This is a genomic window from Mycobacterium saskatchewanense, assembly GCF_010729105.1.
Lineage (GTDB): Bacteria > Actinomycetota > Actinomycetes > Mycobacteriales > Mycobacteriaceae > Mycobacterium > Mycobacterium saskatchewanense.
The window spans coordinates 4,157,805-4,183,319 of the sequence record NZ_AP022573.1 but is presented as its reverse complement, the minus strand read 5'-3'; the positions used below and the strand labels follow the sequence as shown (position 1 = coordinate 4,183,319).

Annotated in this window: 18 protein-coding genes and 9 pseudogenes; 9 read left to right on the top strand and 18 right to left on the bottom strand. The window is 63.4% G+C overall.

The window, feature by feature from the left end; translation table 11 throughout:
• The first annotated feature begins 37 nt into the window (after positions 1-37).
• The gene (locus G6N56_RS19695) at positions 38-1,000 is read left to right on the top strand and encodes an IS481 family transposase (protein WP_042792067.1); all 963 of its coding nucleotides are present in this window, start codon (positions 38-40) and stop codon (positions 998-1,000) included.
• Here G6N56_RS19695 and G6N56_RS19690 read toward each other — a convergent pair.
• Together G6N56_RS19690 and G6N56_RS19685 are read right to left on the bottom strand one after the other, a co-directional pair.
• The gene (locus G6N56_RS19690) at positions 946-1,341 is read right to left on the bottom strand and encodes a TetR family transcriptional regulator (protein WP_082278413.1); all 396 of its coding nucleotides are present in this window, start codon (positions 1,339-1,341) and stop codon (positions 946-948) included. The genes G6N56_RS19695 and G6N56_RS19690 overlap by 55 nt on opposite strands.
• On the bottom strand, positions 1,338-1,847 hold the full coding sequence (locus G6N56_RS19685) for a PaaI family thioesterase (RefSeq protein ID WP_042792068.1): 510 nt from the start codon (positions 1,845-1,847) through the stop codon (positions 1,338-1,340). The genes G6N56_RS19690 and G6N56_RS19685 overlap by 4 nt, the downstream gene beginning before the upstream one ends.
• Before the next feature lie 151 nt (positions 1,848-1,998).
• Here G6N56_RS19685 and G6N56_RS19680 point away from each other — a divergent pair, with 151 nt between their 5' ends.
• Entirely contained in the window at positions 1,999-2,706 is a 708-nt protein-coding gene (locus G6N56_RS19680; RefSeq protein WP_051472936.1) for a TetR/AcrR family transcriptional regulator, read from the top strand.
• Here G6N56_RS19680 and G6N56_RS19675 read toward each other — a convergent pair.
• Positions 2,666-2,896: pseudogene (locus tag G6N56_RS19675) on the bottom strand (transposase); the annotation flags it as partial. The gene G6N56_RS19680 and the pseudogene G6N56_RS19675 sit on opposite strands and share 41 nt — an antisense overlap.
• Before the next feature lie 273 nt (positions 2,897-3,169).
• On the opposite strand from G6N56_RS19675, the gene G6N56_RS19670 reads away from it, so the two are divergent.
• On the top strand, positions 3,170-4,369 hold the full coding sequence (locus tag G6N56_RS19670; RefSeq protein WP_082278410.1) for an IS110 family RNA-guided transposase: 1,200 nt from the start codon (positions 3,170-3,172) through the stop codon (positions 4,367-4,369).
• Here the strand turns inward: G6N56_RS19670 and G6N56_RS19665 are convergent.
• Positions 4,344-5,441, bottom strand: a pseudogene (locus tag G6N56_RS19665) (IS256 family transposase); the annotation flags it as partial. The gene G6N56_RS19670 and the pseudogene G6N56_RS19665 overlap by 26 nt on opposite strands.
• 140 nt (positions 5,442-5,581) lie before the next feature.
• Positions 5,582-5,809 (bottom strand): annotated as a pseudogene (locus G6N56_RS19660) (transposase); the annotation flags it as partial.
• Positions 5,810-6,082: 273 nt separating this feature from the next.
• Between G6N56_RS19660 and G6N56_RS19655 the strand changes: the two are divergent.
• On the top strand, positions 6,083-7,282 hold the full coding sequence (locus G6N56_RS19655; protein WP_082278410.1) for an IS110 family RNA-guided transposase: 1,200 nt from the start codon (positions 6,083-6,085) through the stop codon (positions 7,280-7,282).
• Here G6N56_RS19655 and G6N56_RS19650 read toward each other — a convergent pair.
• The 10 genes and pseudogenes from G6N56_RS19650 to G6N56_RS19605 all read right to left on the bottom strand — a co-directional run.
• Positions 7,257-8,338, bottom strand: a pseudogene (locus tag G6N56_RS19650) (IS256 family transposase); the annotation flags it as partial. The gene G6N56_RS19655 and the pseudogene G6N56_RS19650 overlap by 26 nt on opposite strands.
• Positions 8,339-8,456: 118 nt before the next feature.
• Entirely contained in the window at positions 8,457-8,903 is a 447-nt protein-coding gene (locus G6N56_RS29530; RefSeq protein WP_142278382.1) for an ISAs1 family transposase, read from the bottom strand.
• A pseudogene (locus tag G6N56_RS29525) lies at positions 8,881-9,333 on the bottom strand (ISAs1 family transposase); the annotation flags it as partial. The pseudogene G6N56_RS29525 and the gene G6N56_RS29530, both read right to left, overlap by 23 nt.
• 53 nt (positions 9,334-9,386) lie before the next feature.
• Complete coding sequence (locus G6N56_RS29840) at positions 9,387-9,602, bottom strand: transposase family protein (protein WP_082278415.1); 216 nt, start codon at positions 9,600-9,602, stop codon at positions 9,387-9,389.
• 385 nt (positions 9,603-9,987) lie between these two features.
• Positions 9,988-10,284 (bottom strand): annotated as a pseudogene (locus G6N56_RS29205) (phenylacetic acid degradation protein); the annotation flags it as partial.
• Between the two features lie 18 nt (positions 10,285-10,302).
• The gene (locus G6N56_RS19625; protein WP_042791998.1) at positions 10,303-10,803 is read right to left on the bottom strand and encodes a PaaI family thioesterase; all 501 of its coding nucleotides are present in this window, start codon (positions 10,801-10,803) and stop codon (positions 10,303-10,305) included.
• On the bottom strand, positions 10,800-11,492 hold the full coding sequence (locus G6N56_RS19620; protein WP_134770488.1) for an MFS transporter: 693 nt from the start codon (positions 11,490-11,492) through the stop codon (positions 10,800-10,802). The genes G6N56_RS19625 and G6N56_RS19620 overlap by 4 nt, the downstream gene beginning before the upstream one ends.
• A gap of 216 nt (positions 11,493-11,708) precedes the next feature.
• The gene (locus G6N56_RS19615; protein ID WP_042792000.1) at positions 11,709-12,911 is read right to left on the bottom strand and encodes an NAD(P)/FAD-dependent oxidoreductase; all 1,203 of its coding nucleotides are present in this window, start codon (positions 12,909-12,911) and stop codon (positions 11,709-11,711) included.
• Complete coding sequence (locus G6N56_RS19610) at positions 12,908-14,248, bottom strand: cytochrome P450 (protein ID WP_051472937.1); 1,341 nt, start codon at positions 14,246-14,248, stop codon at positions 12,908-12,910. The genes G6N56_RS19615 and G6N56_RS19610 overlap by 4 nt, the downstream gene beginning before the upstream one ends.
• A gap of 71 nt (positions 14,249-14,319) precedes the next feature.
• Positions 14,320-14,640 (bottom strand): 2Fe-2S iron-sulfur cluster-binding protein, encoded by a 321-nt coding sequence (locus G6N56_RS19605; protein WP_042792002.1) that lies wholly within the window; start codon positions 14,638-14,640, stop codon positions 14,320-14,322.
• 126 nt (positions 14,641-14,766) lie between these two features.
• On the opposite strand from G6N56_RS19605, the gene G6N56_RS19600 reads away from it, so the two are divergent.
• Together G6N56_RS19600 and G6N56_RS19595 are read left to right on the top strand one after the other, a co-directional pair.
• A complete protein-coding gene (locus tag G6N56_RS19600) occupies positions 14,767-15,780 on the top strand; it encodes a helix-turn-helix domain-containing protein (protein WP_042792003.1) in 1,014 nt (337 codons plus the stop codon).
• 786 nt (positions 15,781-16,566) lie between these two features.
• Positions 16,567-17,851 (top strand): annotated as a pseudogene (locus G6N56_RS19595) (IS3 family transposase).
• Between the two features lie 410 nt (positions 17,852-18,261).
• Here the strand turns inward: G6N56_RS19595 and G6N56_RS19590 are convergent.
• A pseudogene (locus G6N56_RS19590) lies at positions 18,262-19,026 on the bottom strand (ISL3 family transposase); the annotation flags it as partial.
• Between the two features lie 167 nt (positions 19,027-19,193).
• Here G6N56_RS19590 and G6N56_RS29835 point away from each other — a divergent pair.
• Complete coding sequence (locus G6N56_RS29835) at positions 19,194-19,457, top strand: hypothetical protein (protein ID WP_408632634.1); 264 nt, start codon at positions 19,194-19,196, stop codon at positions 19,455-19,457.
• Here the strand turns inward: G6N56_RS29835 and G6N56_RS19580 are convergent.
• Positions 19,402-20,214, bottom strand: a complete 813-nt coding sequence (locus tag G6N56_RS19580; protein ID WP_163645147.1) for a helix-turn-helix transcriptional regulator — start codon at positions 20,212-20,214, stop codon at positions 19,402-19,404. The genes G6N56_RS29835 and G6N56_RS19580 overlap by 56 nt on opposite strands.
• A 328-nt stretch (positions 20,215-20,542) precedes the next feature.
• Between G6N56_RS19580 and G6N56_RS19575 the strand changes: the two genes are divergently transcribed.
• Together G6N56_RS19575 and G6N56_RS29830 are read left to right on the top strand one after the other, a co-directional pair.
• Positions 20,543-20,968 carry an MmpS family transport accessory protein gene (locus tag G6N56_RS19575; protein ID WP_042909771.1) on the top strand — a complete coding sequence of 142 codons (426 nt, stop codon included), beginning with the start codon at positions 20,543-20,545 and terminating at the stop codon, positions 20,966-20,968.
• A pseudogene (locus G6N56_RS29830) lies at positions 20,965-23,830 on the top strand (MMPL/RND family transporter). The gene G6N56_RS19575 and the pseudogene G6N56_RS29830 overlap by 4 nt, the downstream one beginning before the upstream one ends.
• Positions 23,831-24,153: 323 nt before the next feature.
• Here G6N56_RS29830 and G6N56_RS19565 read toward each other — a convergent pair.
• On the bottom strand, positions 24,154-25,479 hold the full coding sequence (locus G6N56_RS19565) for a UDP-glucose dehydrogenase family protein (protein WP_085258024.1): 1,326 nt from the start codon (positions 25,477-25,479) through the stop codon (positions 24,154-24,156).
• Between the last annotated feature and the right edge of the window lie 36 nt (positions 25,480-25,515).

The window sequence follows — 25,515 nt, the reverse complement described above, 5'->3', positions numbered from 1 at the left end:
GTGGCTTGTCGAGGTCCATCACCGTCCGGAGGTTCTCATGTCTCACCGTAATGCCCGTACCACCTTTCGCGGCCGGCTGCTGATCGTGCAACGGCATCGAGCGGGTTGGGCCAAAGCTCGTATCGCCGAGGCGATGGGCTTGTCGCGCAAGTGCGTGCATACCTGGATCACCCGGTTCGATGCTGACGGACAAGCGGGTTTATTTGACCGGTCCTCGCGGCCTCACACGATGCCCACACGAACCCCGCAAAGCCTGGAGAACCGGATCGTAGCCTCGCGCCAGCGCCACCGGTGCGGCCCGGATGAGATCGCAGAAAAGCTCGGTGTGAGCGCCCGTACTGTGTCACGGGTGCTCCGCCGACGCGGGGTGCCGTATCTGCGGGACTGCGACCCGATGACGGGCGAGCTGATACGTTCCTCGAAGTCCACGGCCGTGCGCTATGAGCGGCTGCGACCGGGCGAGCTGGTCCACATGGACGTCAAAAAGCTCGGCTGCGTCCCCGAAGGCGGGGGTTGGCGGGCTCTTGGCCGTGCCAATAGGGTGCGAGACCACAAGGCGGGCATCGGCTTTGACTACGTCCACTCTCTAGTCGACGACTATTCCCGGCTGGCCTACAGCGAGATTCTTCCCGACGAGAAAGGCCCAACTTGCGCCGCCTTTTTGCAGCGGGCAGCCGCGTACTTTCGCGATCACGGCATCCCCGCCATCGAATGCGTCATGACCGACAACGCCTGGGCCTATCGCTGGTCGCTGCGCGCGATCTGCGCCGAGATCGGCGCCAGTCAGATCTTCATCAAGCCGCACTGCCCTTGGCAGAATGGCAAGGTCGAGCGCCTAAACCGCACCCTGCAAACCGAATGGGCCTACCGACAGGTCTTCACCTCCAACGCCCAGCGTGCCGCAGCCCTTGCCCCCTGGCTCAAGCACTACAACACTGAACGCCGTCACAGCGCACTCGGCGGGCTACCGCCCGTCAGCAGACTGCGACCAACCTTATGACCAGGTACACCCAGTCGCTGCGCGGGCGTAGCGGCGCCGGCCGTCCAGTGCCAGCCTGCCTCCACACGGTGAAATTGACGCGTCAGCGCGACCGCCAGCAGGTAATTCTTCGACGGAACGTAGCGATACAACGTGCCCACGGCCATGCCGGCATGTTTGGCAACTGCGCGCATTTGCACGGCGTCGTAGCCGCCCACCGACGCCAATCTCACCGCCTCATCCAGCAACGCTTCCCATCGCTCCGCTGCCAGGTGCGGTGCGGCGCTCACGCCGCGCGCAGGCGACGCATTGGCGCCAAATTTCTTCGTGGCTGGGTGAGCGCGCAAGTCCGGTGAGCTCATCGAGCCAGGCCGTTTCGGGACACCCCATCGCGACCGAATTGCTCCAGCAGGCCGCCAAAACCGGACACGTCGCCGTGAGCGGCGAAATGTTCGGCGTCGACCAGCACGAACACCGCATCGGCGGTGAAGCGGATGATCCCATCGCCGCCGACGCCAGCGGCTCTGACGTGCAACGCGCGGCCCTGTCGCATCTCAATGTGGGCCGTGATCCGATGAGGCTGGTTCAGTGGAACCGGCAGCAAGTACTCGACAGTCAGGCGGCGAGTGACTGCCGGGGCTCCAATGAGCCACGGCGTAAAACCCAGCACGTCGTCGCACGCCGCAGCAACAGCACCACCGTGGGCAAGCCCGGGAGCGCCGACGTGGCGGTCGGTGAACGTCACATCGGCGTATACCGAATCGCCACTGCGATGTGCCACCAAATGCAGGCCATGCGGATTCTGCGGCCCACAACCCAAACATGTCGAAGTGTGGTAGGGCAGCAATTGCGGGACCGACACCGGCAAGTCGCCGGGCGCGCTACCCTCGTCGACCAAGCGATCAGACAAACTAACGGCCTTTCGCTACCATCGGTTTCGCTCCGATACTGCCGGAACTATAGCGGGCTCCACATGGAACCGTCAGCCAGGAGCATGGTCAACCGCGAAGCGAGGAAGAATGAGCAGCCTGCCGCAAGCCCACAGCGCCGGCGTCGACGATGTCGACCCGCGGCGAACTCGATCCCGCAACCGGCTTCTCGACGCCGCAACAGCCTTGCTCACCAGCGGCGGCATCGAAGCCGTCACCGTCGACGCGGTGACCAAAGCCTCCAAAGTCGCCAAAACCACCCTTTACCGCCAATTCAACAGCTCGTCACACCTGCTCGCGGCCACTTTCGAACGGCTACTTCCCCAAGTCGAATCACTGCTACCCGCCCCAGGCTTGCTGCGCGAACAACTCATTGAGCTGCTGACCCGCCAGGCCGGCGTCTTCGCTGAGGCGCCGCTGCACGTCACCGTCCTGGCCTGGCTCGCGCTTGGCCCCGCCGCGCCAGCTGAACAGCACGCCTCCACGGCCCTGCGCGCCCGCGTCATCGAGCAGTACCGCTGGCCCTTCGACGCCGTTCTGCAACACGCCACAGCACGAGCCGAACTCGACGACTTCGACCCACAACTGGCTTTGTGCCAACTCATCGGCCCGCTGGCATTCGCGCGAATAACCGGCCTGCGCGCCACCACCGCCGACGACTGCGCACGCATCGCCGACGACTTCCTAGCCGCTCACCGATCTGTCGACAGCCCAGCACGCGGGACTATCTCGCTAACGGTGTTTCCGGCGGTTTCCATCAGTAGGTTTCGGCTGCCGGGAATCGGTCGCCGAAAGTGATTGCAAACGCATTCAGCGCTGGCTTCCACCGCATCATCCATCGTGCCCTGCCAACACCGGTCGGGTCCAGGGATCGGGTCACGAGATATAGGCACTTCAACGCGGCCTGCTCAGACGGGAAATGCCCTCGTGCCTTGATCGCTCGCCGGTAGCGGGCGTTGAGGGACTCGATGGCGTTGGTACCCGGTATGAAATGGGGTGGAGGCCCACGTGGTTCTGTCTTGCCTGGTCAGACGTACTAGGCATACGGTGCGACCGTCCGGAACAGGGGCCTTCGGGGAACACGTATGGGCAGGCCGTTCTTGCTCGATGGGCTGCGAGCCCGTGTTAGTAGTTGGCCGCCCCTGCGACTTGTCCGGCTGCGCTGCGAGCGCGTATCCGTAGGTGTCGTTCCGTCCCAGCGGTTCCCCGGCCAAGTGATCAGCACGGAAGGGAGAACCAGGCGGTGGTCAGATATGTCGGCATGGATGTGCACCGCGAGTTCGCGCAGCTGGCGGTGGTCGAGGACGGGATCCTCCGCGACGAAGGCAAGATCGGAGTGACGCCAGAAGCATTGCGGGCGTGGGCGTCTGAACTACGCCCGGATGATGAGGTGGCGTTGGAGGCCACCGGAAACAGCGATGCGATCGCTACTCTGCTCACACCGCTGGTGGCCCGTGTGGTGGTGTCGAACCCGTCGAAGACGCGGGCGATCGCCGAGGCGAAGGTGAAAACCGACAAGGTCGATGCGCGGATCTTGGCGCAGTTGCTGGCAGCGGATTTTCTGCCACCGGTGTGGCTGCCCGACGATCGGACCCGCAGTCTGCGCCGGCAGGTGATGCGTCGTGCTCACGTGGTGCGTCAACGGACTCGGCTGAAGAATCAGGTGCACGCGATCCTGGCCCGTAACCTCGCACCGACGCCGCCGGTGTCGGATTTGTTTGGCAAGACCGGTCGGCACTGGCTCTCGCGTCAGCCGTTACCTGCCGATGAACGCGCCAGCGTGCAGGCGTTGTTGCGTCAGTTGGACTTTCACGCCCATGAACTCGCTTTGGTCGATAGAGAGCTGGCCCAAGAAGCGCTCACCGATCCGATGGTGGCCCGGTTGATGACCATCCCTGGTGTCGATGCGATCGCCGGCATCTCCATTGTGGCCGCGGTCGGCGACTTCTCTCGGTTCGACGATCCCGACAAGTTAGTGGCCTATATCGGGCTCAACCCGAAGGTGCGCCAGTCCGGGAATTCCGCGCCGGTGCACGGTCGGATCAGCAAAGCCGGTCGCGCCCATGTGCGTGGTGTGCTGGTGGAGGCGGCCTGGTCGGCCAGTCGCGCACCAGGGCCCTTGCGTGCGTTCTATCAGCGCATCAAATCCCGACGCGGATTTCAGACCGCGATCGTGGCCACCGCCCGCAAGATGACGGTGCTCGCATGGCATTTGGTGACCAAGGACCAGGACTACGCCTTCGCTCGACCAGGGCTGGTCACCCACAAGCGCCGAAAGCTCGAACTGGCCGCCGGGGCGCCGTCACGCCGCGGCAACTACCGCCAGCCCGGCGCGGCCTATAACAGCAAGCACCGCCGCGACGAAGAGAACGCGGTCGTCGAACAGGCCGAACGTGCCTACGAAGTCCTCGTCGCCCACTGGCAACCCCGCAAACCCGCCACCAATCACCGCTCACCTTGACGATTTCATCCGTCGAGCAGATCACCCGGCGGATCTCCACGTCGTAGTCCAGGAACGGGATGAACTCGTTCCAGGCGTTATCCCAGAGCCGGATCACCGCTGGGTAACGCTGTCCCCACTTCTCGGCCAGCTCGTCGAAGGCTGTGCGGGCCGCGGTGGCGTTGACCGCGGTGTAGATCGGTTTGATATCACGTTTGATCTCGTCCCAGTATTTACGGGAGGTGAGCCGAAACGTGTTGCGTATCAGGTGAATAATGCAGGTCTGCACGATCGCCTGCGGCCAGACGTTACCGACCACTTCGGGCAGCCCTTTGAGTCCGTCGCAGACGACGAAGAACACGTCCTTGATGCCACGGTTGCGCAGATCGGTGAGCACGCTCATCCAGAACTTCGCGCCCTCACCACCAGTGCCTGCCCATAGGCCCAGGATGTCGCGTTCGCCGGCCAGGGTGACGCCAATGGCAGCGTAGAACGGTCGGTTGGCGACCTGACCGTCGCGGACCTTCACCACGATCGCGTCAATGAAGATCGCCGCGTAGGTCTCATCCAGTGGCCGCACCGCCCAGTCATTCATCTCGTCGATGACTTTGTCGGTGATCCGGCTGATCGTCTCCTTGGATACCGAAGCGCCATAGATTTCGGCGAAATGCGCTGAAATCTCGCCGGTGGTCAAGCCTTTGGCGTACAGCGACAACACCACCTCATCGACGCCTGAGAGCCGTCGTTGGCGCTTTTTGACGATCTGGGGCTCGAACGTCGCGGCCCGATCTCGTGGCACATCGAGCTCAACGGGGCCGGTGGTGTCGGTCAGCACCGTCTTGGCGCGGGTGCCGTTACGGATGTTGCCCGCGCCCACTCCGGCCGGGTCATGTTTCTCATAACCCAGGTGCTCGGTCATCTCCTCGTTGAGTGCGGTCTCGATCACCGTCTTGGTCAGCTGCTTGAGCAGCCCGTCCGGTCCGGTCAGCGACAGCCCCTGCTCCTGCGCCAACCGGACCAGCTCGGCCGCAGCCTGCTGCTCGGCCGATTGCTCAGCCTGCTTCTTCTTGGTCACATCATCCAGTGTCGTCATCACGGCACCTTCCTCGCCGAGGAACCCTCAGCGTGTTAGGCCGGAAACACCGTTAAATCCACAGTCCCGCACGCATCAACACCACGAAGTGTGACGTGGCGGGGCTGTCTGATTAACGGTGGATCCGACCTTGGCATTTGTTAGTTGCCGGTCGGGGTGATCCGGCCGTTGAAGGTGATTGCGAACGCGTTGAGTGCGGGCTTCCACCTCATTGCCCATCGTGCCCTACCTCGCCCGGTCGGATCTAGTGATCGGGTAACGAGATACAGGCATTTCAGGGCAGCTTGGTCGGTAGGGAAATGCCCGCGGGCGCGAATCGCGCGCCGGTAGCGGGCGTTGATCGACTCCACGGCGTTGGTACCCGGTATGAAATGGGGTGGAGGCCCACGTGGTTCTGTCTTGCCTGGTCAGACGTACTAGGCATACGGTGCGACCGTCCGGAACAGGGGCCTTCGGGGAACACGTATGGGCAGGCCGTTCTTGCTCGATGGGCTGCGAGCCCGTGTTAGTAGTTGGCCGCCCCTGCGACTTGTCCGGCTGCGCTGCGAGCGCGTATCCGTAGGTGTCGTTCCGTCCCAGCGGTTCCCCGGCCAAGTGATCAGCACGGAAGGGAGAACCAGGCGGTGGTCAGATATGTCGGCATGGATGTGCACCGCGAGTTCGCGCAGCTGGCGGTGGTCGAGGACGGGATCCTCCGCGACGAAGGCAAGATCGGAGTGACGCCAGAAGCATTGCGGGCGTGGGCGTCTGAACTACGCCCGGATGATGAGGTGGCGTTGGAGGCCACCGGAAACAGCGATGCGATCGCTACTCTGCTCACACCGCTGGTGGCCCGTGTGGTGGTGTCGAACCCGTCGAAGACGCGGGCGATCGCCGAGGCGAAGGTGAAAACCGACAAGGTCGATGCGCGGATCTTGGCGCAGTTGCTGGCAGCGGATTTTCTGCCACCGGTGTGGCTGCCCGACGATCGGACCCGCAGTCTGCGCCGGCAGGTGATGCGTCGTGCTCACGTGGTGCGTCAACGGACTCGGCTGAAGAATCAGGTGCACGCGATCCTGGCCCGTAACCTCGCACCGACGCCGCCGGTGTCGGATTTGTTTGGCAAGACCGGTCGGCACTGGCTCTCGCGTCAGCCGTTACCTGCCGATGAACGCGCCAGCGTGCAGGCGTTGTTGCGTCAGTTGGACTTTCACGCCCATGAACTCGCTTTGGTCGATAGAGAGCTGGCCCAAGAAGCGCTCACCGATCCGATGGTGGCCCGGTTGATGACCATCCCTGGTGTCGATGCGATCGCCGGCATCTCCATTGTGGCCGCGGTCGGCGACTTCTCTCGGTTCGACGATCCCGACAAGTTAGTGGCCTATATCGGGCTCAACCCGAAGGTGCGCCAGTCCGGGAATTCCGCGCCGGTGCACGGTCGGATCAGCAAAGCCGGTCGCGCCCATGTGCGTGGTGTGCTGGTGGAGGCGGCCTGGTCGGCCAGTCGCGCACCAGGGCCCTTGCGTGCGTTCTATCAGCGCATCAAATCCCGACGCGGATTTCAGACCGCGATCGTGGCCACCGCCCGCAAGATGACGGTGCTCGCATGGCATTTGGTGACCAAGGACCAGGACTACGCCTTCGCTCGACCAGGGCTGGTCACCCACAAGCGCCGAAAGCTCGAACTGGCCGCCGGGGCGCCGTCACGCCGCGGCAACTACCGCCAGCCCGGCGCGGCCTATAACAGCAAGCACCGCCGCGACGAAGAGAACGCGGTCGTCGAACAGGCCGAACGTGCCTACGAAGTCCTCGTCGCCCACTGGCAACCCCGCAAACCCGCCACCAATCACCGCTCACCTTGACGATTTCATCCGTGGAGCAGATGACCCGACGTATCTCGACGTCGTAGTCCAGGAAGGGCACGAACTCGCTCCAGGCGTTCTCCCAGAGCCGGATGATCGCCGGGTACTGGGGACCCCATTTCGCGGTGAATTCGACGAAGCGTTCCTTGGCCGCGGCCTCGGTCGCCGCGGTATAGACCGGCCGAATGTCGCGGGCGATCTGATCCCAGTACTTGCGGGACGCGTAGCGAAAGGTGTTGCGCAACAGATGAATGACGCACGTTTGGATGATCGCTCGGTCCCAGACGGTGTTGACTGCCTCGGGCAATCCTTTCAATCCGTCACAGACCACGATGCACACATCGCCGGTGCCGCGGTTCTTGATCTCGGTGAGCACCGACAGCCAGAACTTGGCGCCTTCGCTGCCCTCGCCGGCCCACAGCCCGAGGATGTCGCGCTCGCCTGCGCAGGTGACCCCCACGGCCACGTAGATGGGCCGGTTGGTGACCTGCCCGTCGCGGATCTTGACGAAGATGGCGTCGATGAAGACCACTGGATATACCGCTTCCAGCGGCCGGTTGCACCATTCGGCCATCTCGCCGACCACCTTGTCGGTGATCCGGCTGATGGTGTCTTTGCTGACGGTGGCGCCGTAGACGTCGGCGAAGTGTGCCGCGACCTCGCCGGTCGTCAATCCTTTGCCGTCAACGACAATACGATCTCATCAATACCGGTCAGGCGACGCTGTCGTTTCTTGACGATCTGCGGGTCGAAGCTGCTGTTGGTGTCACGGGGCACCTCGATCTCGACGGGCCCGATCTCGGTGAGCACCGTCTTGGCCCGGGTGCCGTTTCGGGAATTGCCGCTGCCACGGCCCGCTGGGTCATGCTTGTCATAACCCAGGTGCTCGGCCATCTCCGCGTCCAGCGCGGTCTCAAGCACGTTCTTGGTCAACTGATTGAGCAGCCCGTTGGGGCCGACCAATTCGACTCCTTGTTCCTTCGCCTGCGCCAGCAGCTGCTCAGCCAGCTGCCGTTGATCCAGTTCCATCGCCACAGGATCGAGTGTTTCTGACATCGTCAGTCCTTCCCGCCAAGCACCGCTCGGCGTGTCAGACCAAGATCAGATCCACCGTTGTTCGGACAGTCCCGACGTGGCCATCCCGCTCGACCCAGGGTCCCGGAAAAGTCACATCTCATGAGGTTAGGACCAATTTGAGGGCGTGATCGGGGTGTCTGGTGTGGTGGCGTAGGCCGGCGGCGATGTTGTCCCATCCGGTGGTTCGGAGCATGCCGATAACGAGGTTGCGGCAGGTGGCCATCACTCGTGGCGCTTGGCCGGTACGTATCCCTGATCCGTCCTCGGCGAAAGTGACGTCTTGGACCCAGTGAAGGCGATTTTCTATGCTCCAGCGGCCTTGTACCCAGGCGGCGGGTCGCTTCAGCGGCGCCGTCGTGTGGTTTGCTGAGGTGATCAGGTAGTCGACCTCGACGGTTATGGCTCCGTTATCGGTGACGGTGCGGCGTAGTTGGGAGACTTGGGCTGCGTCGGGGAAGTCGATCCAGGCGGGAACGTCGGCGACCTTGATCGTTCGGGTGATGCGCCGGCCACGCTCAGTGTTACGGGTCGTGTGCGCGGGCATGTCCTTGCAGGGCAGCTTCTTGAGCTTGTAAGTGCAGGGTGGGCATGTTCGCCTTGACCGTGAACACGTAGTCCCCACCGGCGCCGTTGATGGTGGTGGCGGTCTGGGTGTGTATCGCATCGAGGGTCGCCACCGCATTGTCGAGATCGAGGTGTCCCAACAGTGTTCGGGCGGCGCGTATTTCGTTGCTCTTGGCGTTGACGGCGACCTGTCCCAGCACGGCTCCGACACCGTGGTCGAATGCGGCGATCAGGTGCGGCGCCTTACCGCCGGGGTGAGTGCGCGCACCGCGGATCGTCTTGCCGTCGATGGCGATCACGCGGCGCTGCTCGCCGGGGCAGATTCCGGTGAAAGTTGGCGTCCATATCCACTCGCCCAGCGCCCGGTCGAGGGCGTCGGCATCAATGCGCGCGAACAGCTTGCGCAACGTCGATTCGTCCGGGGCCCGAACAAGGCCAGGTTGTCAATTGCGGTCTCGGCGGCCTACTGACCCGTCGCCGCGAACGACCGGCACCCAGCCAAGGTAGCTGTGACCGCCAGCGCGAGCACTCCGACCAGCGGGTAGCGCACCCCGCGCCGGTCGCGTGGGTCGGGCACCCTCTGAAGGGCTTCCCGCAGTCGTTCGTGGCGCGTCCGGTTTGCATCGGCATGCGGGTGTGACCTCGAGTTCGGATGGTTGGCTTCGTAACCTGCATCCAAACCCTTTGGTCACACCCGTCACAGTAGTCACGCCGGTCACGCGGCGACAACGGCCAAGGTCGCAACACTACGCATCAACTTTTCCGGCACCCACCCTGGGTGATGTCCGGCATCGACAGCTGGAAGGGTCAAGGATAATTCTGCTGATGACGCGGGTGTGCCCGATATTCCATGGAGTCTTTGCGGCAAACCACGGCGGCCCTATTTCGGTCGGTGTGTGAAGCGTGGATCTAATAGCCGCTGGTCCCACGCTGCCAGGCGGGACATCTGTTCCCGCAACGCTTGTTGTCACCGACGGGAACGATTTCACTGAACCGCCCATGGGACAGCCCTTTGGCCCGTAGCCCTTGTGCGAGGCGATCGTTAGGGATCGCTGCGGTGCCCGGTTGGACACGGGTTGCAGGTTCAGCTTGAACTCGGTGGTCGTCGCGACCCACGATCGCGCCGGAATGACTGGGTAGAACACGATCCCGAGACAATGGTCGACCCTCGCGGACAGACATCCGTAGCGCAGGTTGCCGAACGGTGTTAGCGGTTCGGCACGCGTTTCCATCTCTGCCACCAGCCGACCGGAAGTGAGTTTCGTGTGCCGAAAGTCCAGAAACGTCGACAGTCCCCCCGCTGAGTTCGCCGATCTGCTCATCAAAGGTGCGCGAACTTCACAGGTACCACCACATGTCATTCTCCTGCGCGTCATGCGTTAATCCCCGCCCTCCTCAGCGAACCGTTTGAGCATGTCGCCGAACGCGCCGAGGTCACCGTGCGCGGCGAAGTGCTCAACGTCCACTGCGATGAACCTCGCTGTAGCGGTGAAGCGCACGACGCCGGCCTCGCCGGTTCCCGTCGCACTGACGTGTAGGGAGCGACCTTCGCGGGCGTGAACGTGTGCGGTTATGCGGTGCGGTTGACGTAGCGGCACTGGTTGGAGGTAATCGACCGCCAGATTGCGGGTGACCGCCGGTGCGCCGGCGATCCAGAGGGTGAAGCCGAACAGGTCGTCGCAGGCCGCGGCGATCGCGCCGCCGTGCGCGAGGCCCGGTGCGCCTGCGTGCCTTTCGTCGAAGACCACGTCGGTGTACACCTGCTGTCCGGATCGAAACACCTTCATCTGCAGGCCGTTGGGGTTGTCGGGGCCGCACCCCATGCACGTGGGGGTGTGCGGTGGTAACTGCTCCGGCTCAACGCGCACTATCTCGCTCATGACGTCGTCGATTCTGCAAAGGTGTCGATGTGCGATCTGGTGTTCGTCTCAACCCCCAGGCGTTGCCGAGCGGTTGTGGACGGACGGCCGCGTGCCCAGGTGTCGAGGATGACTGCGCTGACGGCAGTGATTGGTGAGAGCGCCAGAGCGGCTTGGCTTTTGCCGTGCGCGATCGCCTCGCGTGCGATGTCGGCGAGGTGCTGAGCGCATGGACCTGGCTGCTCGGCGACCTGTAGCGCGGCGGCCAACGAGTCCGACAAGGGCTGGTGCGCCGGTGATGGAACTGTGGGCAGCACGGGTTGGATGCGATAGACATACCCGGCGGTCAGAACGCTGCCGGCGACGGCTACTCCGATGGCGGCTCCGATTTCGCAGATGGCGTCATTGACTGCGGCGGCTACGCCGTGTTTCTCCACCGGCGTCGCTGCGACGATGGCTGTGGTCGCTGGGGCGGTGATCAGACCCAGCCCAGCGCCCATGGCCAACAACGGCGACAGAAAGTCGGGGTAGGTGGCGTTGACGCCTGACCGGCGCACGTCCACCCATCCCCGCGAAGACGTCTTCACAGGCGCGGTGATCGGCTTCGTCGTGGCGCCGGGGGCTCGCCGCTCGGCTGAACTCGTCATCAGGGGTGCATTGGTGCACATCTCAACTCCAAAGAACGCAGAAGTCTTCGCCGTGACGTTCACCTAGCAGCTTCTGCAGAGGATCGTTTCTTTCTTTGTGATTTTGATCAGTACGGTTGAGTCGACCCGCTGTGGCAGTGGCGCCAGAGACGACCGACGGCAGCCGCTCGCGCCCCTTTTGCCAGCGGGAGCTGGATGACGGTTGTCCACTGACGTTGCTCTGCGAACTGCGGTCCGCAATCGCTGTTGTCGTACCCATCGCCCCGAGGGCCCGTCACCTCAGGCCGATCCGGCGAGCGCCAGTTCGGCCCGGTCGACGGGGACTTCGTGGGTAATGGCCCGCTTGCTGAACATGAAGTCGCGGGGGCGGTTGATGCAGTCGGCGGCAATGAACCCGCCGGCACGGAGGTAGAAGCAGGTGAAGTGGCGGTCCCGGGTCGGGTCGCCGTTGAGGACGACTTCGTCGTATCCGGTGTTGAGGCCGGCGATCTGGAGCTTGAGGTTGTACTGATCTGACCAAAACCATGGGAGCGCCACGATTTTCTTTGACTTAGCGCACATGGTCGCCGCAGCTACTTTGGCCTGTTCGCCTGCGCTCGGCACGGATTCCAGGCGGATGCGACGCCCGTAACGGGCCATGTGGTGGCTGGCGCAGTCCCCGGCAGCCACGATGTCGGGGTCGCTGGTCCGGGCCTGGTCGTCAATCACGACGCCGTTGTCGACGGCCAGGCCCGCGGCGGTAGCAAGCTCGATGTTCGGCTCAACGCCGATGCCGACAATGACGAGGTCGGCGGGAATTGATTCGCCACTGGCCAGGAATACTTCGCGGACCATGCCGTCGCCGGACAGGGCATCGACCAGCGTGCCCGTCCGGATGTTGACGCCCTCCTCCCGGTGGACCCGGTCGAAGAACGCCGATACCTCGGGGGCGGTGACCCGTTCGAGAACGCGCTCGGTCGCCTCGAGCACGGTGACCTCCATACCCAGTCCACGCAACGAGGCGGCGGTCTCCAGTCCGATGTAACCGCCGCCGACGATCACGGCCCGACCGCCGGCAGTGGTGCCCTTGCGGATCATCTCGACGTCTGCGGCGGTGCGTAGGTAGAAAACTCCGGCCAGGTCGGCTCCCGGTGTGCAAAGACGCCGAGGGCGGGCGCCAGTGCACAGTGCGAGCTTGTCGTAAGGCAGTACTTCGCCGGTATTCAGCACGACGTGACCAGCCGGGCGGTCGATCGCCTCCACCGTCGCATCCAGGAGTTGTATTCGCTGCTTGGCGTAGAAACCCGAGCTACGAATCGCGAGATCGTCGAGTGTGCTCTTCCCGGCCAGGTATGCCTTCGACAGCGGGGGCCGCTGGTAGGGCAACGCCGACTCCTCGCCGACGAGGACGATCTCACCGTCCCACCCTTCTTGGCGAAGACTGGCCGCGAGCTGGGCGCCCGCGTGGCTGGCCCCCACGATGACCGCTCGCTGCAAGGTCATGCGCCAACTTTCGGGGTGAGGCGGACCATCAGCTTGCTGATACCCCTCACGAAGTTGGACTGCACGTACTCGGGCTCACCGAGGACTTCGATGTTCTCGAACCGCGGAAGCAACTCCTCCCACAGGATCCGCAACTGCATCTCGGCCAGCCGGTTGCCCATGCAGCGGTGGACGCCGAAGCCGAAGGAGATGTGGTTGCGGGCGTTGGCCCGATCGATGATCAGCTCATCGGGCCGCTCGAACACGCGCTCGTCGCGGTTGCCCGAGGCGTACCACATCACGACCTTGTCGCCCTTGCGGATGAACTGCCCGTTGAGCACGGTGTCGGCCTTGGCGATCCGACGCATATAGGCCAACGGTGTTTGCCACCGGATGATCTCCGAGACCATGTTGGGGATCAGGTCGGCGTTCGCCTTCAGTTTCTCGAACTGGTCAGGGAACTCATTCAGCGCTAGAACACCACCGCTCATCGAGTTTCTGGTCGTATCGTTGCCGCCCACGATCAGCAACACGAGGTTGCCCAAGAACTCCATCGGGCGGTCGATCAGATCCTTGGTGCTCTCGTCGCTCTGCAACATGGTGATCAGATCGAAGCCGGGCTGCTCCCCGGCAGCTGTCCGGGCTGCCTTGTCCCGCCAGTGAGCGCTGAGACCTCGAGCCATTTCGACCATGCCACGAAACACCTCGTCGTTGTCCGAGGGTCCACCGTTGGCTTGCTCCATCGAGGTGGCAAGATCGGACCATTCGACGAGCTTGCGCCGTTGCTCGAACGGGAAGTCCAGCAGCGTCGCCAGCATGCGCGCGGTCAACTCGATCGAGACGTGTTGCACCCAGTTGAACGGTTCGCCAAGCGGGAGATCGTCGAGCACGTCTCGGACGCGCTCCCGGATGACGCTTTCCATCTCACGCAGGTTCTTCGGTGCCACCACGCCCTGGACAGCCTGCCGTTGCACGTCGTGGCGTGGTGGATCCATCGCGATGAACATCGCCAAGTCGAGGAAACGCGGCGGGGTTCCGATGATGATGAACGGCTCGGCGGAGAAGACCTCGTGGTTCTTGTCGACGGCCACGATGTCGGCATGGCGCGTCACCGACCAGAACGGGCCGAATGCGCTGTGGGCCTGATAGTGCACAGGAGCCTCGTTGCGCAGGCGCTCGTAGTAGGACTTCCAACGCCCCTGCCGGTAGAGGAACGGATTGCTGAGGTCGATGTCGGTCAGTTTGACCTCGTCAGCGGGCGGGATCGGTCGCTCGGTAAAAATCTGCTGACCATTGGTGCCGGTGACCCAGCGCCGAGTCTTGTCGTAGAGGTGCGCGCCCTTGATCAGTGGGACCATAGGGATGGCTCCCTGGGCCTTGGCGGTGACTGCGTCAAGAATATTCGTCACGTCTTCGTGTCCTCTCGTCGTTACATCTGAAACTCTGGCAGGTGGACGGTCAAGCCGTCCCACGCCTCAGAAACCGGCATCTGGCAGGACAGCCGGGAGGTCGGCTGACGCTCGGGGTTCATCGCGAGCATCTCTTCTTCATCGGCCCCGGAGGGGCCGACCTGATCGGTCCATTGCGGATCGACGATCACATGGCAGGTGCCGCACGCGGCTTCGCCTCCGCAGTCGCCGTCGATGCCGGGCACCGCGTTGTTGGTCGCGACCCGCATCAATGACTGACCTGCCTCAAGAGGCGCCTCGTACTTCTCGCCGTCGTGGGAGATGAAGGTGACAACGGCCATAACCAACTCCTAATACGTTGTCCTCAACGTGAATGCTGTTGTTAACAGCGTTGTCGAGGACGAGCGCTTAGGCTATGTTTACCCGGACCAGGAACTTGTGAATTTAGCTCAAAGGGGTCTTGGCCAGTGGACCTCAATAACGCAGGCGTGCCCCCACTCGCGTTCGCGCAACTGCTCGAGAGCCAGGCACTCGCCCCAGACGCAGTCGTGCTACTTCGCAACATCATGTCTCGCGAAGGAGTCGACGAGGCGACGCTGATCCGGCGCGATGTCCAAGCCCCGCTACGATGGCTTCGCGAGGTCTACCCCGAACTCGCCGTCGAACAGGCAACCCTCCTCGGCTTCGCGTTCGCTGGACAGGCACAGTTGACGTCCTTCGGCCCGTTGAGCGTTCCGCTGGTCAGCGCAGGCTCGGTAGCCGAGGTCGTGGAGTTGCTCACCTATCTGCCGTTGATCACAACGGCTGTCAATCCACAGTTCCATCTAAATGACCACGGCCTCACCGTCGTGCTCTGCGGACACACAAGCGATCCGGCACTGGACTGCCTGGCCATCACATACGCCGGGTCGGCGTTGTTGCGACTGCTGGACATGCTCGTCGGTGACGCGCCGAGCGCCACACTCCACCTGAGTTGGCCAGCGCCCGTCACCCTGAACGATCTCGACGAAGACGTGGTGCTAGCCGGGCGCCTGTTCTTTGACGCATCGATGTCCTACCTTCGCGTTCCCGCCGACACGCTCGATGAGGTGTGCCGGTTCTCCGATCCCCTCGCATATCGACTCGCCGTCGCCCAGCTGAACTCGGCTCTCAACCAGCGGAGCGGAGCCACGTCCTTTTCGGAGAAGGTGAGACAGCTGTTGGAGAAGGATCCCGGACATCGAAGTAGCCAGTGGGTCGCAGACGAACTTTCGTTATCCACAAGCACACTTAAACGGCGGCTCTCCCAAGAGGGGACCACCTTTCGCGCGTTGCGCCAGTCGTGTTTGCGCGAGAGCGCGATGATGCTTTTACTCACCCGATTGATGTCGGCGAGCCAGATCGCCACCAAGCTCGGATACAATGACCTCGCCAGCTTCTCACACGCCTTCAAGCGATGGACTGGCCGCTCTCCGAGCGAGTTTGGGATCTCACAACGCTGAGCCGCCCCAGCGAGTCCGGAGATTCCAGACCTTGGAGCGTTTTTCTACAGCGTCGCCTCGGCCCCGGTTTCAACTGCTGCATCAGAATCGGACGAGCGCTCGGATGTTGCGGCCTGAGCGCATGTCTGCGCCAGGCGTTCGCGGTCACGTAATTTCCCCCAGGGGTGGCCGTCACGTAATTCCCTTGGGTGTAACGCTGCTGAGAGTGAGGGTAGCCGGGCTGGTTGCGTCCAGCGGAGTGGTGGTGTGCGAGCCGGACCTGATCGTGAGTGCCGGCGTGTCGTAGCCGAGTGATTGAGCACTGTCCACGATATCGATCTTGGGAACCTAGAGAATTACCATTATGTCCCTGCCGGACAGGCACTTTCGCGAATCTAAGCACCTAGACCGCGCTTGATGCAACACCGAGGCTAGCTGCTCAGCAGCGCTGCGCTCCGCCGACAGTGAACGGAAATTGCCCTGGTGCACTGGTTAGGTGTGTGGCTGGGCGGTTGTGTCCGCCGGTGGTCGGGGTGATGCTGATGGGGTGTTTCAGTCGAACCCGTTCGCTCTATGTTGCCATGTGAGCCCGCAGACTAGCTTGGGGGGCGGAGGGCACGATTCTTATCCACGGGAACTGCGCTCAAAGAGACTTTCGTTGTAGGGATTGACCTCAAATTAGGGCCCCCGGCGTGCACCAGATCGTGGCCTTGGTCCTAACTGGCGCGTTCCGAAATTGTCGGGATCACGTTCCCATGAGCCGTCCCGGCGTTTCCGGAGACTCCCGATCTTGGGAGGATCTGGGTTATGGGACGTGTCAGCAAGTACCCCGACGAGCTTCGTGAACGTGCGGTGCGCATGGTCGCTGAGGTGCGCCCGCAGTACCCGTCGCAGTGGGCGGCGATCACGGCGGTCACGGGCATGTTGGGGATCGGCACACCGGAGACGTTGCGGACCTGGATCCGCCGCTCGGAGGTCGATACCGGCCAGCGACCGGGTGTGACCTCCGCGATGGCCGAGGAGAACAAGGCGCTGCGCAAGGAGATTGCCGAGCTGCGCCGGGCCAACGAGATCTTGAAAGCAGCGGCGATTTTCTTCGGGGCCGAGCTCGACCGGCCCGGGAGACGGTGATCCGGTTCATCGCCGAACACAAGGACCACCAGGTGGCCGGCCCCAACGGCGGGGCCGGGCTGCGCTGGGGTGTCGAGCCCATGTGTGCGGTGCTGTCTGAGCATGGCGTGCCGATCAGCCCGTCGACCTACTACGAGTGGATCAACAAGACCCCGACACGACGGCAGATCCATGACGCCGAGCTGGTCGAGATCATCACCGCGGCGCGGGAAGACAAGAAAAGGGCAAGTTCGTCCAGACGCTGGGGTCACGCAAGTTGTGGATCTGGCTACGCAGCCAGGGTCACGATGTCGCCCGGTGCACGGTGGAGCGGATCATGCGCGAGAACGGTTGGGAGGGCGCGCGGTACGGATCCAAGCACAAGACCACCATCGCCGACGACACTCATCGGCGATACCCGGATCTGGTGGACCGCCGCTTTTATGCCGCGGCGCCAAATCGGTTGTGGGTGGCCGACTTTACGTATGTGTCGACCTGGATGGGATTCGTCTACGTCGCATTCGTCATCGACGCCTACAGCCGCCGGATCCTAGGCTGGCGGGCCGCCAGATCCATGACCACCGATCTGGTCCTCGACGCTATCGAGCATGCGTTCTTCACTCGCGCCCAGGACGGCACCACCAGTCTGCACGGGCTGATTGCGCACAGCGACGCGGGCAGTCAATACACCTCGGTGGCCTTCACCCAGCGGCTCATCGATGAGGGCGTGGATCCCTCCGTCGGCTCGGTTGGCGATGCGCTGGACAATGCGCTGGCCGAGACCACCGTCGGCTCGTTCAAGAACGAACTTATCCGCCGGCAAGGCCCGTGGCGCGACGTCAACCAGGTCGAGCTGGCGACCGCTGAATGGGTGGTCTGGTTCAACACCGAACGCCCCCACGAGTACCTCGACGACTTCACTCCCGAGGCCGTCGAGACGCTCTACTACGATCACAAACGCACCCCACCAAAGGCAGGGTGATTCAACGAATGCAGTCTCCGGACTCACCGGGACGGCTCAGACTGGTTTCTTTGGCTGGTTCATCGACATCGCACGGGGCGCAGCGCCCCGCCCCCTGAAGGCCTGCAGGACTGGCCTGTCAAACTACGGTCGGCTCGTCCTCATGCGTTATAAGAGTCTCTGAAGGGACAGCTTGGATGCTGGGTCGTCACTGGTGCCGTCAAGCGCGGATACGTTTTTCCGACATGACGACCAAGCAGACCGCGCTCGAGAGGACGACACCCACCGGAATCCGGGCCGGACGATACGAAACAGCCGACGACACTCTCCTTGCCTTCCTCCAAGCCCTCTGATTATGCCGACCTCACGGCTGCGGGCACCGCCTCCACCAGGCGCAACACCGACCATGTCGGCAGAACCCAGACGTCGTCATAAAAGGGATCCATCACCGCCGCCTCGGGCAGTTCGGTGGTGGTGGCGGTCTTGAATCCGGAGAATCCGTCCATGGCAACGACGTCCACACCATCGCGCCAGTCCTGTGGCCGGTCGGCCAGCCAGTCGGCGAATGCTCGTTTGGAGCGTCCTTCGACCATGTCGAGCAACCGCGCCGGACCGGTCTTGTCGCGCACGGGGGTCAAGTCGATGATGACGGTGACGTACTTGTCGGCGCGACGGGTGTGCCGCCACACATGCTCGTCGACGCCGATCACCGCGACCCCGTCGAAGCGGACCGCATCGGCGATGAGCACCCGGCGGCCTTCGGCCAACACCGCGTTGTTAGCGGTGTTCCACGACACCGCGAGCGCTTCGGCGACTCGGGCCACCGACAGATGTTGGCAGACCAGGGCTTCCAGTGCCCACCGCAGGCCCCGGCGGGACAGCTTGGCCCGCGGCTCGGCGGCCTTGCTGGTGTCTTGGCGCCACACATGAGCGCAGCCGGCGCACCGATACCGGCGGATCGTGACCAGCAAGCATGTGGGCCGCCACCCGAACGGCTCATGAGCCAGTTGCCGGGTCACGGTGTCACGCACCGCGCCCTGCTCGCCGCAGCGGCGACACCACGAGTCGTCGTCGATAATCCGGCAAGCCAACACCGCCCGGTCCGGCTCCAGGCGTTGTCCGGTCACCTCCAACCCGAGCTCGTCAAGGCGGCAGAATGTGCTCAGATCAGGGCACGCGAAGGTAGCGTCAGGCACGTCGAGGTCTTTCAGATGGGCGGTGTGAGAACTCCCATCATCGGAAGACCTCGACCCCCCGGCAGCGACGCGCCGACCACCTCTACACCCTCAACTGCGAAGAGCCGTCAACGCGTCCAACAGGCCACCTGCGACATCGCGGCCGCACCAGGGATCCGCTCTACGGCGTGCGCCGCACCCTGCGCACCCGATTCCCGCTGCTCACCGCCCGCCAACGCACCCGCCTGGAGGCGGTGTTCGCCGACGACAACCACCTCCCCGTGCAGCTCACCTGGGGCGTCTACCAGCGCATCATCGCGGCCTACAGCCACCCCGACCGGCGGCGCGGCAAGACCATGATGACCGCCATCATCAATGAGCCCTTTGTCGCTAGGACTATTTGTCCACCGTATTCGGCGACGCTGCCATCGAGAAGAAAGAGCCGTTCTTAATGCTTCTGTGGATTACAAGAAATTGTCCTGGCGCGCTCGCAACTGAAAGTAGCTCGTAGTCAAGCTCAAGCTCACCGAAGTCTCTATGTCGGAGCTGCTTGACCTTGCCGTCGGAGACATTGACATCGTGGCTGTTCCACATCTGGACGAAGTCGCTGCTCTTTTTGGAAAGTTCGAGGACGATATCGGTGATATCTGGCTGATCAATATCGATACCTGCGGTGCGGTGCACGGTGGCGATGGCGGTTTTGACGTATGATTCCCAGTTCACCCAGAGGGTTTTCGCCTCGGGATCCAGGAACAGTAAGCGCAAAACGTTCCCTGTGATCGTGAATTGGGAGAAGAGCTCTGAGGCTTGCGGGTTTTCGGCCAGCACATCGCACCGGCGGTTGACTATGTAGGCCGGACCGAGTGTCCAGGCTTGCATGATGAGAAGCAAATACTCAGCCGGGTTTTGCTGCGAACTGGCCTTCTGCCGCCAGCGGTGTCGCGGGGTCGCGAGGTCATACAGATAGGTCGCCTCACTGGGAGACAGGCCGAGCGCGATCACCAAGGCGTCCAATATCCGCGCGGACGGGTGGTTTTCTCGTCCTTGTTCCAACCGCGCGTAGTAGTCGGCACTGATGCCCCGCACGGCCACCTCCTCGCGGCGCAGCTCAGGGGTGCGCCGCCGTCTCGCAAGATCGCCGTGGCGCTGCTGGTTGGGTGTGATCGCCTCGCGGCGCGCCCGAAGAAATTCTCCCAGTGTCTTGGTCACGAAGCGATGCTAGCCAGCGCGGCGTCCTGGGTGTCAAATTCCTAGGTTAAGCTCCCCCTTCCGCGACCTGCGGTTCCTCGCCACCATATGTACTCGTGGCATCAATCGACCGCTTGGCCGAAGGGAACAGGGTTTTAGGCCGCTTGCTGATATCGACACGGGCGGAGGATGGGCCTGAGCATGGGCGGGGCTACCCAGCGCGGATACGGCGGTACGGCGAAGGGTCGGTTCGTTGCCTGGTCGCGACCACACCGACGACGTACTCGGGTCAACGCCCCAAACGTAGCAGCCTGGAGTGACAGCAACCCGAACCGGAAGGACAACGACTTTGCTGGGCATTCTCAAGCGGGCGTGGATTCCGCTGGTGATCGTCGCGGTTGCGGCCGTCGGGGGCTTCGTGGCTTACCGATTGCAGGGTGTGTTCGGCTCGCACCGAGTCGCGGAGGTGGGCCCGGTCGAGCAGATTGTGCCGATCAACGTCAAGCGCGTGGTTTACGAGGTTACCGGGCCCCCGGGCACGGCGGGTGTGGTCAATTACCTGGACGAGAACGCTCAGCCTCAGCGCGCAAGTTTCACCACCTTGCCGTGGTCATACACCGTGACCACGACCATGCCGGGAATGTTCGCCAACGTGGTGGCACAAGGGGACAGCAACATGCTCGGTTGCCGGATTCTGGTCAACGGTGTGGTGCGCGACCAGCAGTCCGTAGCCCGTTTCGACGCACAGGTTTTCTGCTTGGATAAAGCCGCATGAGCGGCGGCCACGCCGAGCGGCCTCTTGCGGCGCGGATGTTGCGGCGGTTGGCGGTGCCGATCGTGTTGGGTTGGCTGGTGTTCGCCGTCGTCGTCAGCGTCTTCGTGCCTCGACTGGATCTGGTGGAACGGCAGAACTCGGTCGGCCTGTTGCCTAAGGATGCTCCGTCGCTGATCGCGATGAAGCGCATGGGCAAAGTTTTTCACGAGTTCGACTCCGACAGCGTCGCGATGGTGGTGCTGGTGGGCGACAAACCGCTGGGCGACGAGGCGCGTCGCTTCTACGACGATCTGGTGCGCCGGCTCGAGCGCGACACCGCGCATGTCGAGAAAGTGCAGAACTATTGGGGGGAATTGGTCACGGCGGGCGGCGAGCAGAGCGCCGATAGTAAGGCCGCTTACGTGCAGCTCAACCTCGCCGGCGACCAAGGCTCCTCGCGGGCGGATGAGTCGGTGCACTCAGTCGAGCAGATCGTGGCGCACTCTCATCCGCCGCCGGGTATCAAAGCATATGTGACCGGTCAGGCGCCGCTGACCACAGACTTGACTGAAGCCGGCGACCGGGGTCTGGCCAAGCGCACGGCGATCACGATCGCCGTGGCCGCGCTGATGTTGCTCATCGCTTACCGGTCGATAGCCACCTTGCTGATCGTGCTGGTGGTGATTTTTGTCGAACTGGCCACCGCGCGGGGAATCGTGGCATTCATCGGCAACTTTCACGTGATCGGCTTCACCACGTTCGCGGTCAGTCTGCTCATGGCGCTGGCCATCGCGGCCGGCACGGACTACGCGATCTTTTTTCTCGGCCGCTATCACGAAGCCCGTCAAAGCGGCGAAGACCGTGAAACCGCTTACTACGACATACCGTGGAGTTGCCCATGTCGTGTTGGGTTCCGGGCTAACGATCGCCGGCGCGATGCTGTGTCTGCGGTTGGTCCGGCTGCCCTACCTCAATACGTTGGCGATTCCGTGCGCGGTGGCACTGGTCATCGTGATCGCGGCCTCGCTGACGTTGATGCCGGCTCTGCTGGCCATCGACGCGCGGTTCGGCTTACTCGACGCGAAGCGAAAGACCAATATTTACCGGTGGCGGCGACTAGCGACGGCCACGGTGCGCTGGCCCGCCCCGATCCTTGCCAGCGCTGTGGTTGTCTCAATAGTCGGGGGGCTGACCCTGCCGGGGTATCACACAAACTACGACGACCGCTATTACGTTCCCGCGAGCCTAGCGTCCAACGTCGGCGACCGTGCCGCCATCCAGCATTTCACCCATGCCCGGCTGAATCCGGACCTGTTGCTGGTCGAAGCCGACCACGACCTGCGTAACCCGGTGGACATGCTCGACCTGGATAGGATTGCGGCGAGTATCTTCCGGGTGCCGGGCATCGCGCGGGTGCAAAGCATCACCAGGCCGCTGGGATACAACATCGAGCACGGCACCATACCGTTCGCGATCGGCATGCAGCCCGTCCCGATCCGGGAGAACCTGCAGTATCTGAAGGACCGCTTGGCCGATATCCTGCGGCTGACTCGAGATGACCTCGGCGTCCAGATCGCGACGTTAGAGCGCATGTACACCGTGGAAAAGGAACTATCCGGGTCGATTAGCGACAGCGCTCGCGTCACAACTGACACCGCTGCAATCACGGATGGAATACGTGACCATCTCGCAGATTTTGACGATTTCTGGCGGCCACTTCGCAGTTACTTCTACTGGGAAAAGCACTGCTTCGACGTTCCGATATGTTGGTCACTGCGCTCCGTCTTCGACGCGTTGGATGGCTTCGACAAACTCGCCGAGAATTTCCACAAGCTGGCCAAGGACCTCCAACAAAGCGCTGACGCAACACAAGAGATGGTGACGTTGATACCGCCGATCATCGACGTTGCAAAGTCTATGCAGACTACCTTCTTCACGCTCTACAGCAGTTTTTCGGGGCTGATCACTCAAATGGACCGCATGACCGACACCAGCACACTCATGGGCGAATTCTTCGACAAAGCAAAAATTGACGGCCTCTTCTACATCGCGCCAGAAGTGTTCGACAGCCCTGACTTTAAGACCGGCCTCAGGCTGCTGGTTTCCCCCGACGGCAAATCCACCCGTATGATCATCACCCACAACATCGACCCCGCCAGCCCCGAGGCGATCTCCCACGTCGACGCAGAACTCAAGGCCGCACGCGAGGCGGTCAAAGAAACCCCCTTGGCCAGTGCGAAGTTATACCTGGGTGGCACGGCGGCTACTTACCGAGATATCCAAGAATCCACCAAATACGACGTCATGACCGAGGCCATCGCCGCGCTCATCCTGATCTTCATCGTCATGCTGGTCATCACCCGCGCGCTAGTCGCCTCGATGGTCATCGTCGGCACAGTCGTGCTCTCGCTAGCGACCGGCTTCGGCCTGTCGGTGCTGTTTTGGCAACACATCTATGGCTTGGAACTGCACTGGATCACCTTGCCTTTCGCAGTCACCATTTTGCTGGCCGTGGGATCTGACTACAACCTGTTGCTGGTCTCGCGGTTCAAGGAAGAAATCGGCGCAGGACTGAAGACCGGCATCATCCGGTCCGTAGGCGGCACCGGCGGAGTCGTGACCACGGCCGGCTTGGTGTTCGCCTTCACCATGGCCTCTTTGGCGGTCAACGAGCTGTACACGCTCAAACAGGGCGGCACCACCATCGGGCTGGGCCTGCTCATCGACACGCTGATCGTGCGCTCGCTGATGATCCCATCCACCGCTACCCTGTTGGGGCGCTGGTTCTGGTGGCCGCTACGGGTACGCTCCCGCCCAGCCAGCGAACTGCTCCGATCTGTGGGCCCCCGTCCACTGGTGCGCGCCCTGCTCCTGAGGGGGTAGTTTCCCGACTTGCCACTAACCTCAAATGCCTGTGCCGAAAACACCACTTACTCAAAACCTTCTGGACCGGCTGGCGAGACAAGCAGTTCCCCGACGGCACCCTCGAATGGACCTCACCCAGCGGGCGTACCTACATCACGCACCCCGGCAGCCGGCTGCTGTTCCCCGCCCTGTGCCTGCCGACCGGCGCCCTACCCACCCCGACAATCACACCGGAGCGCTCCGCTCACCGTGCCCTGATGATGCCCACCCGCCGACGCACCCGCGCCCAAGACCGCGCCCGACGCATCGACACCGAACGGGCGCAACCCTATTAGGGCCTATCAGGGTCGGGGCGCCCCCAGCCGGAACACCTTCCACCCGGCCTGGCGCCAACGCGCGACGTCGAGGCAGTTGCGGCCGTCGACGATCACCCGCGAGCGCACGCGGTCGGCGAGGTCGTCGGGATCGAGTTCGACGAACTGCCGCCATTCGGTCAGCACGAGCACGGCGTCGGCGCGGTCGCAGGCCTCCTCGACCGAGACCGCGTAGTTCAGCGTCGGGAACTGCCGCTGCGCGTTGTCCAGCGCCTTCGGGTCGTACACGTTGACCGCGGCCCCGTTGAGCTGCAGTTGGCCCGCCACGTTCAGCGCGGGCGAGTCGCGCACGTCGTCGGACTCGGGCTTGAACGCCGCGCCGAGCACGGCGATGTTGGCGCCGAGCAGCGAGCCGCCGCACGCCGCGCTGGCGAGCTCGACCATCCGCGTGCGGCGGCGCATGTTGATGCTGTCCACCTCGCGCAGGAAGGTCAGGGCCTGGTCGGCGCCCAGTTCACCGGCGCGGGCCATGAACGCGCGGATGTCCTTGGGTAAGCAGCCGCCGCCGAAACCCAAACCGGCGTTGAGGAATTGGCGCCCGATCCGGGGGTCGTAGCCGAGCGCATCGGCCAGCATGCTGACGTCGGCGCCCGAGGCCTCACACACCTCCGAGACCGCGTTGATGAACGAGATCTTGGTAGCCAGAAAGGCGTTCGCGGACACCTTGACCAGCTCCGCGGTCTGCAGGTCCGTCACCAAAAACGGCACGCCGTCGGCAAGCAGGGCGTCGTACAGTTCCCGGACCGCCGCCACGGCGCGGGTCGAATCCTGTTGCACACCAAGGACGATGCGATCCGGGTGCAGGGTGTCGTGCACCGCGTAGCCCTCTCGCAGGAACTCGGGGTTCCAGGCGATCTCGACGTCGACCCCGCGTGGCGCCAAACCGGCCGCCCGATGGTTCAATTCGGCGGCCGTTCCCACCGGAACCGTCGACTTGCCCACCAGCACCGACGATCTCGTCAGGCGCGGCACCAGCGCGTCGACCACGGCGTACACGTGCCGCAAGTCGGCGGCGTATTCGCCCTTCTTCTGAGGCGTGCCGACGCCCAGGAAGTGCACGTCGGCGAAGTCGGCCGCCACGTCGTAGTCGGTGGTGAACCGCAACCGCCCCGCGGCCAGGTTCTCCTGCAGCAGCTTTCGCAGCCCCGGTTCGTAGAACGGAATGTCACCACCGGCCAGCTTGGCGACCTTGCCCGGGTCGATGTCGACCCCGACGACCTCGTGACCCAGTTCGGCCATCCCCACGGCGTGGGTGGCGCCCAGGTAGCCGGTGCCGAAAACGGTGCATCGCATACCACTGGTGTAAGTGTCCGCGATGAGCGAACTGCA

What these genes read in the sequence shown, in the direction of transcription:
- G6N56_RS19695 (WP_042792067.1), top strand. Translation starts at nt 38, where the DNA reads ATGTCTCACCGTAATGCCCGTACCACCTTTCGCGGCCGGCTGCTGATC.
- G6N56_RS19690 (WP_082278413.1), bottom strand. Translation starts at nt 1,341, where the DNA reads ATGAGCTCACCGGACTTGCGCGCTCACCCAGCCACGAAGAAATTTGGC.
- G6N56_RS19680 (WP_051472936.1), top strand. Translation starts at nt 1,999, where the DNA reads ATGAGCAGCCTGCCGCAAGCCCACAGCGCCGGCGTCGACGATGTCGAC.
- G6N56_RS19670 (WP_082278410.1), top strand. Translation starts at nt 3,170, where the DNA reads ATGGATGTGCACCGCGAGTTCGCGCAGCTGGCGGTGGTCGAGGACGGG.
- G6N56_RS19655 (WP_082278410.1), top strand. Translation starts at nt 6,083, where the DNA reads ATGGATGTGCACCGCGAGTTCGCGCAGCTGGCGGTGGTCGAGGACGGG.
- G6N56_RS29530 (WP_142278382.1), bottom strand. Translation starts at nt 8,903, where the DNA reads ATGCCCGCGCACACGACCCGTAACACTGAGCGTGGCCGGCGCATCACC.
- G6N56_RS19625 (WP_042791998.1), bottom strand. Translation starts at nt 10,803, where the DNA reads ATGAGCGAGATAGTGCGCGTTGAGCCGGAGCAGTTACCACCGCACACC.
- G6N56_RS19615 (WP_042792000.1), bottom strand. Translation starts at nt 12,911, where the DNA reads ATGACCTTGCAGCGAGCGGTCATCGTGGGGGCCAGCCACGCGGGCGCC.
- G6N56_RS19610 (WP_051472937.1), bottom strand. Translation starts at nt 14,248, where the DNA reads ATGGTCCCACTGATCAAGGGCGCGCACCTCTACGACAAGACTCGGCGC.
- G6N56_RS19605 (WP_042792002.1), bottom strand. Translation starts at nt 14,640, where the DNA reads ATGGCCGTTGTCACCTTCATCTCCCACGACGGCGAGAAGTACGAGGCG.
- G6N56_RS19565 (WP_085258024.1), bottom strand. Translation starts at nt 25,479, where the DNA reads ATGCGATGCACCGTTTTCGGCACCGGCTACCTGGGCGCCACCCACGCC.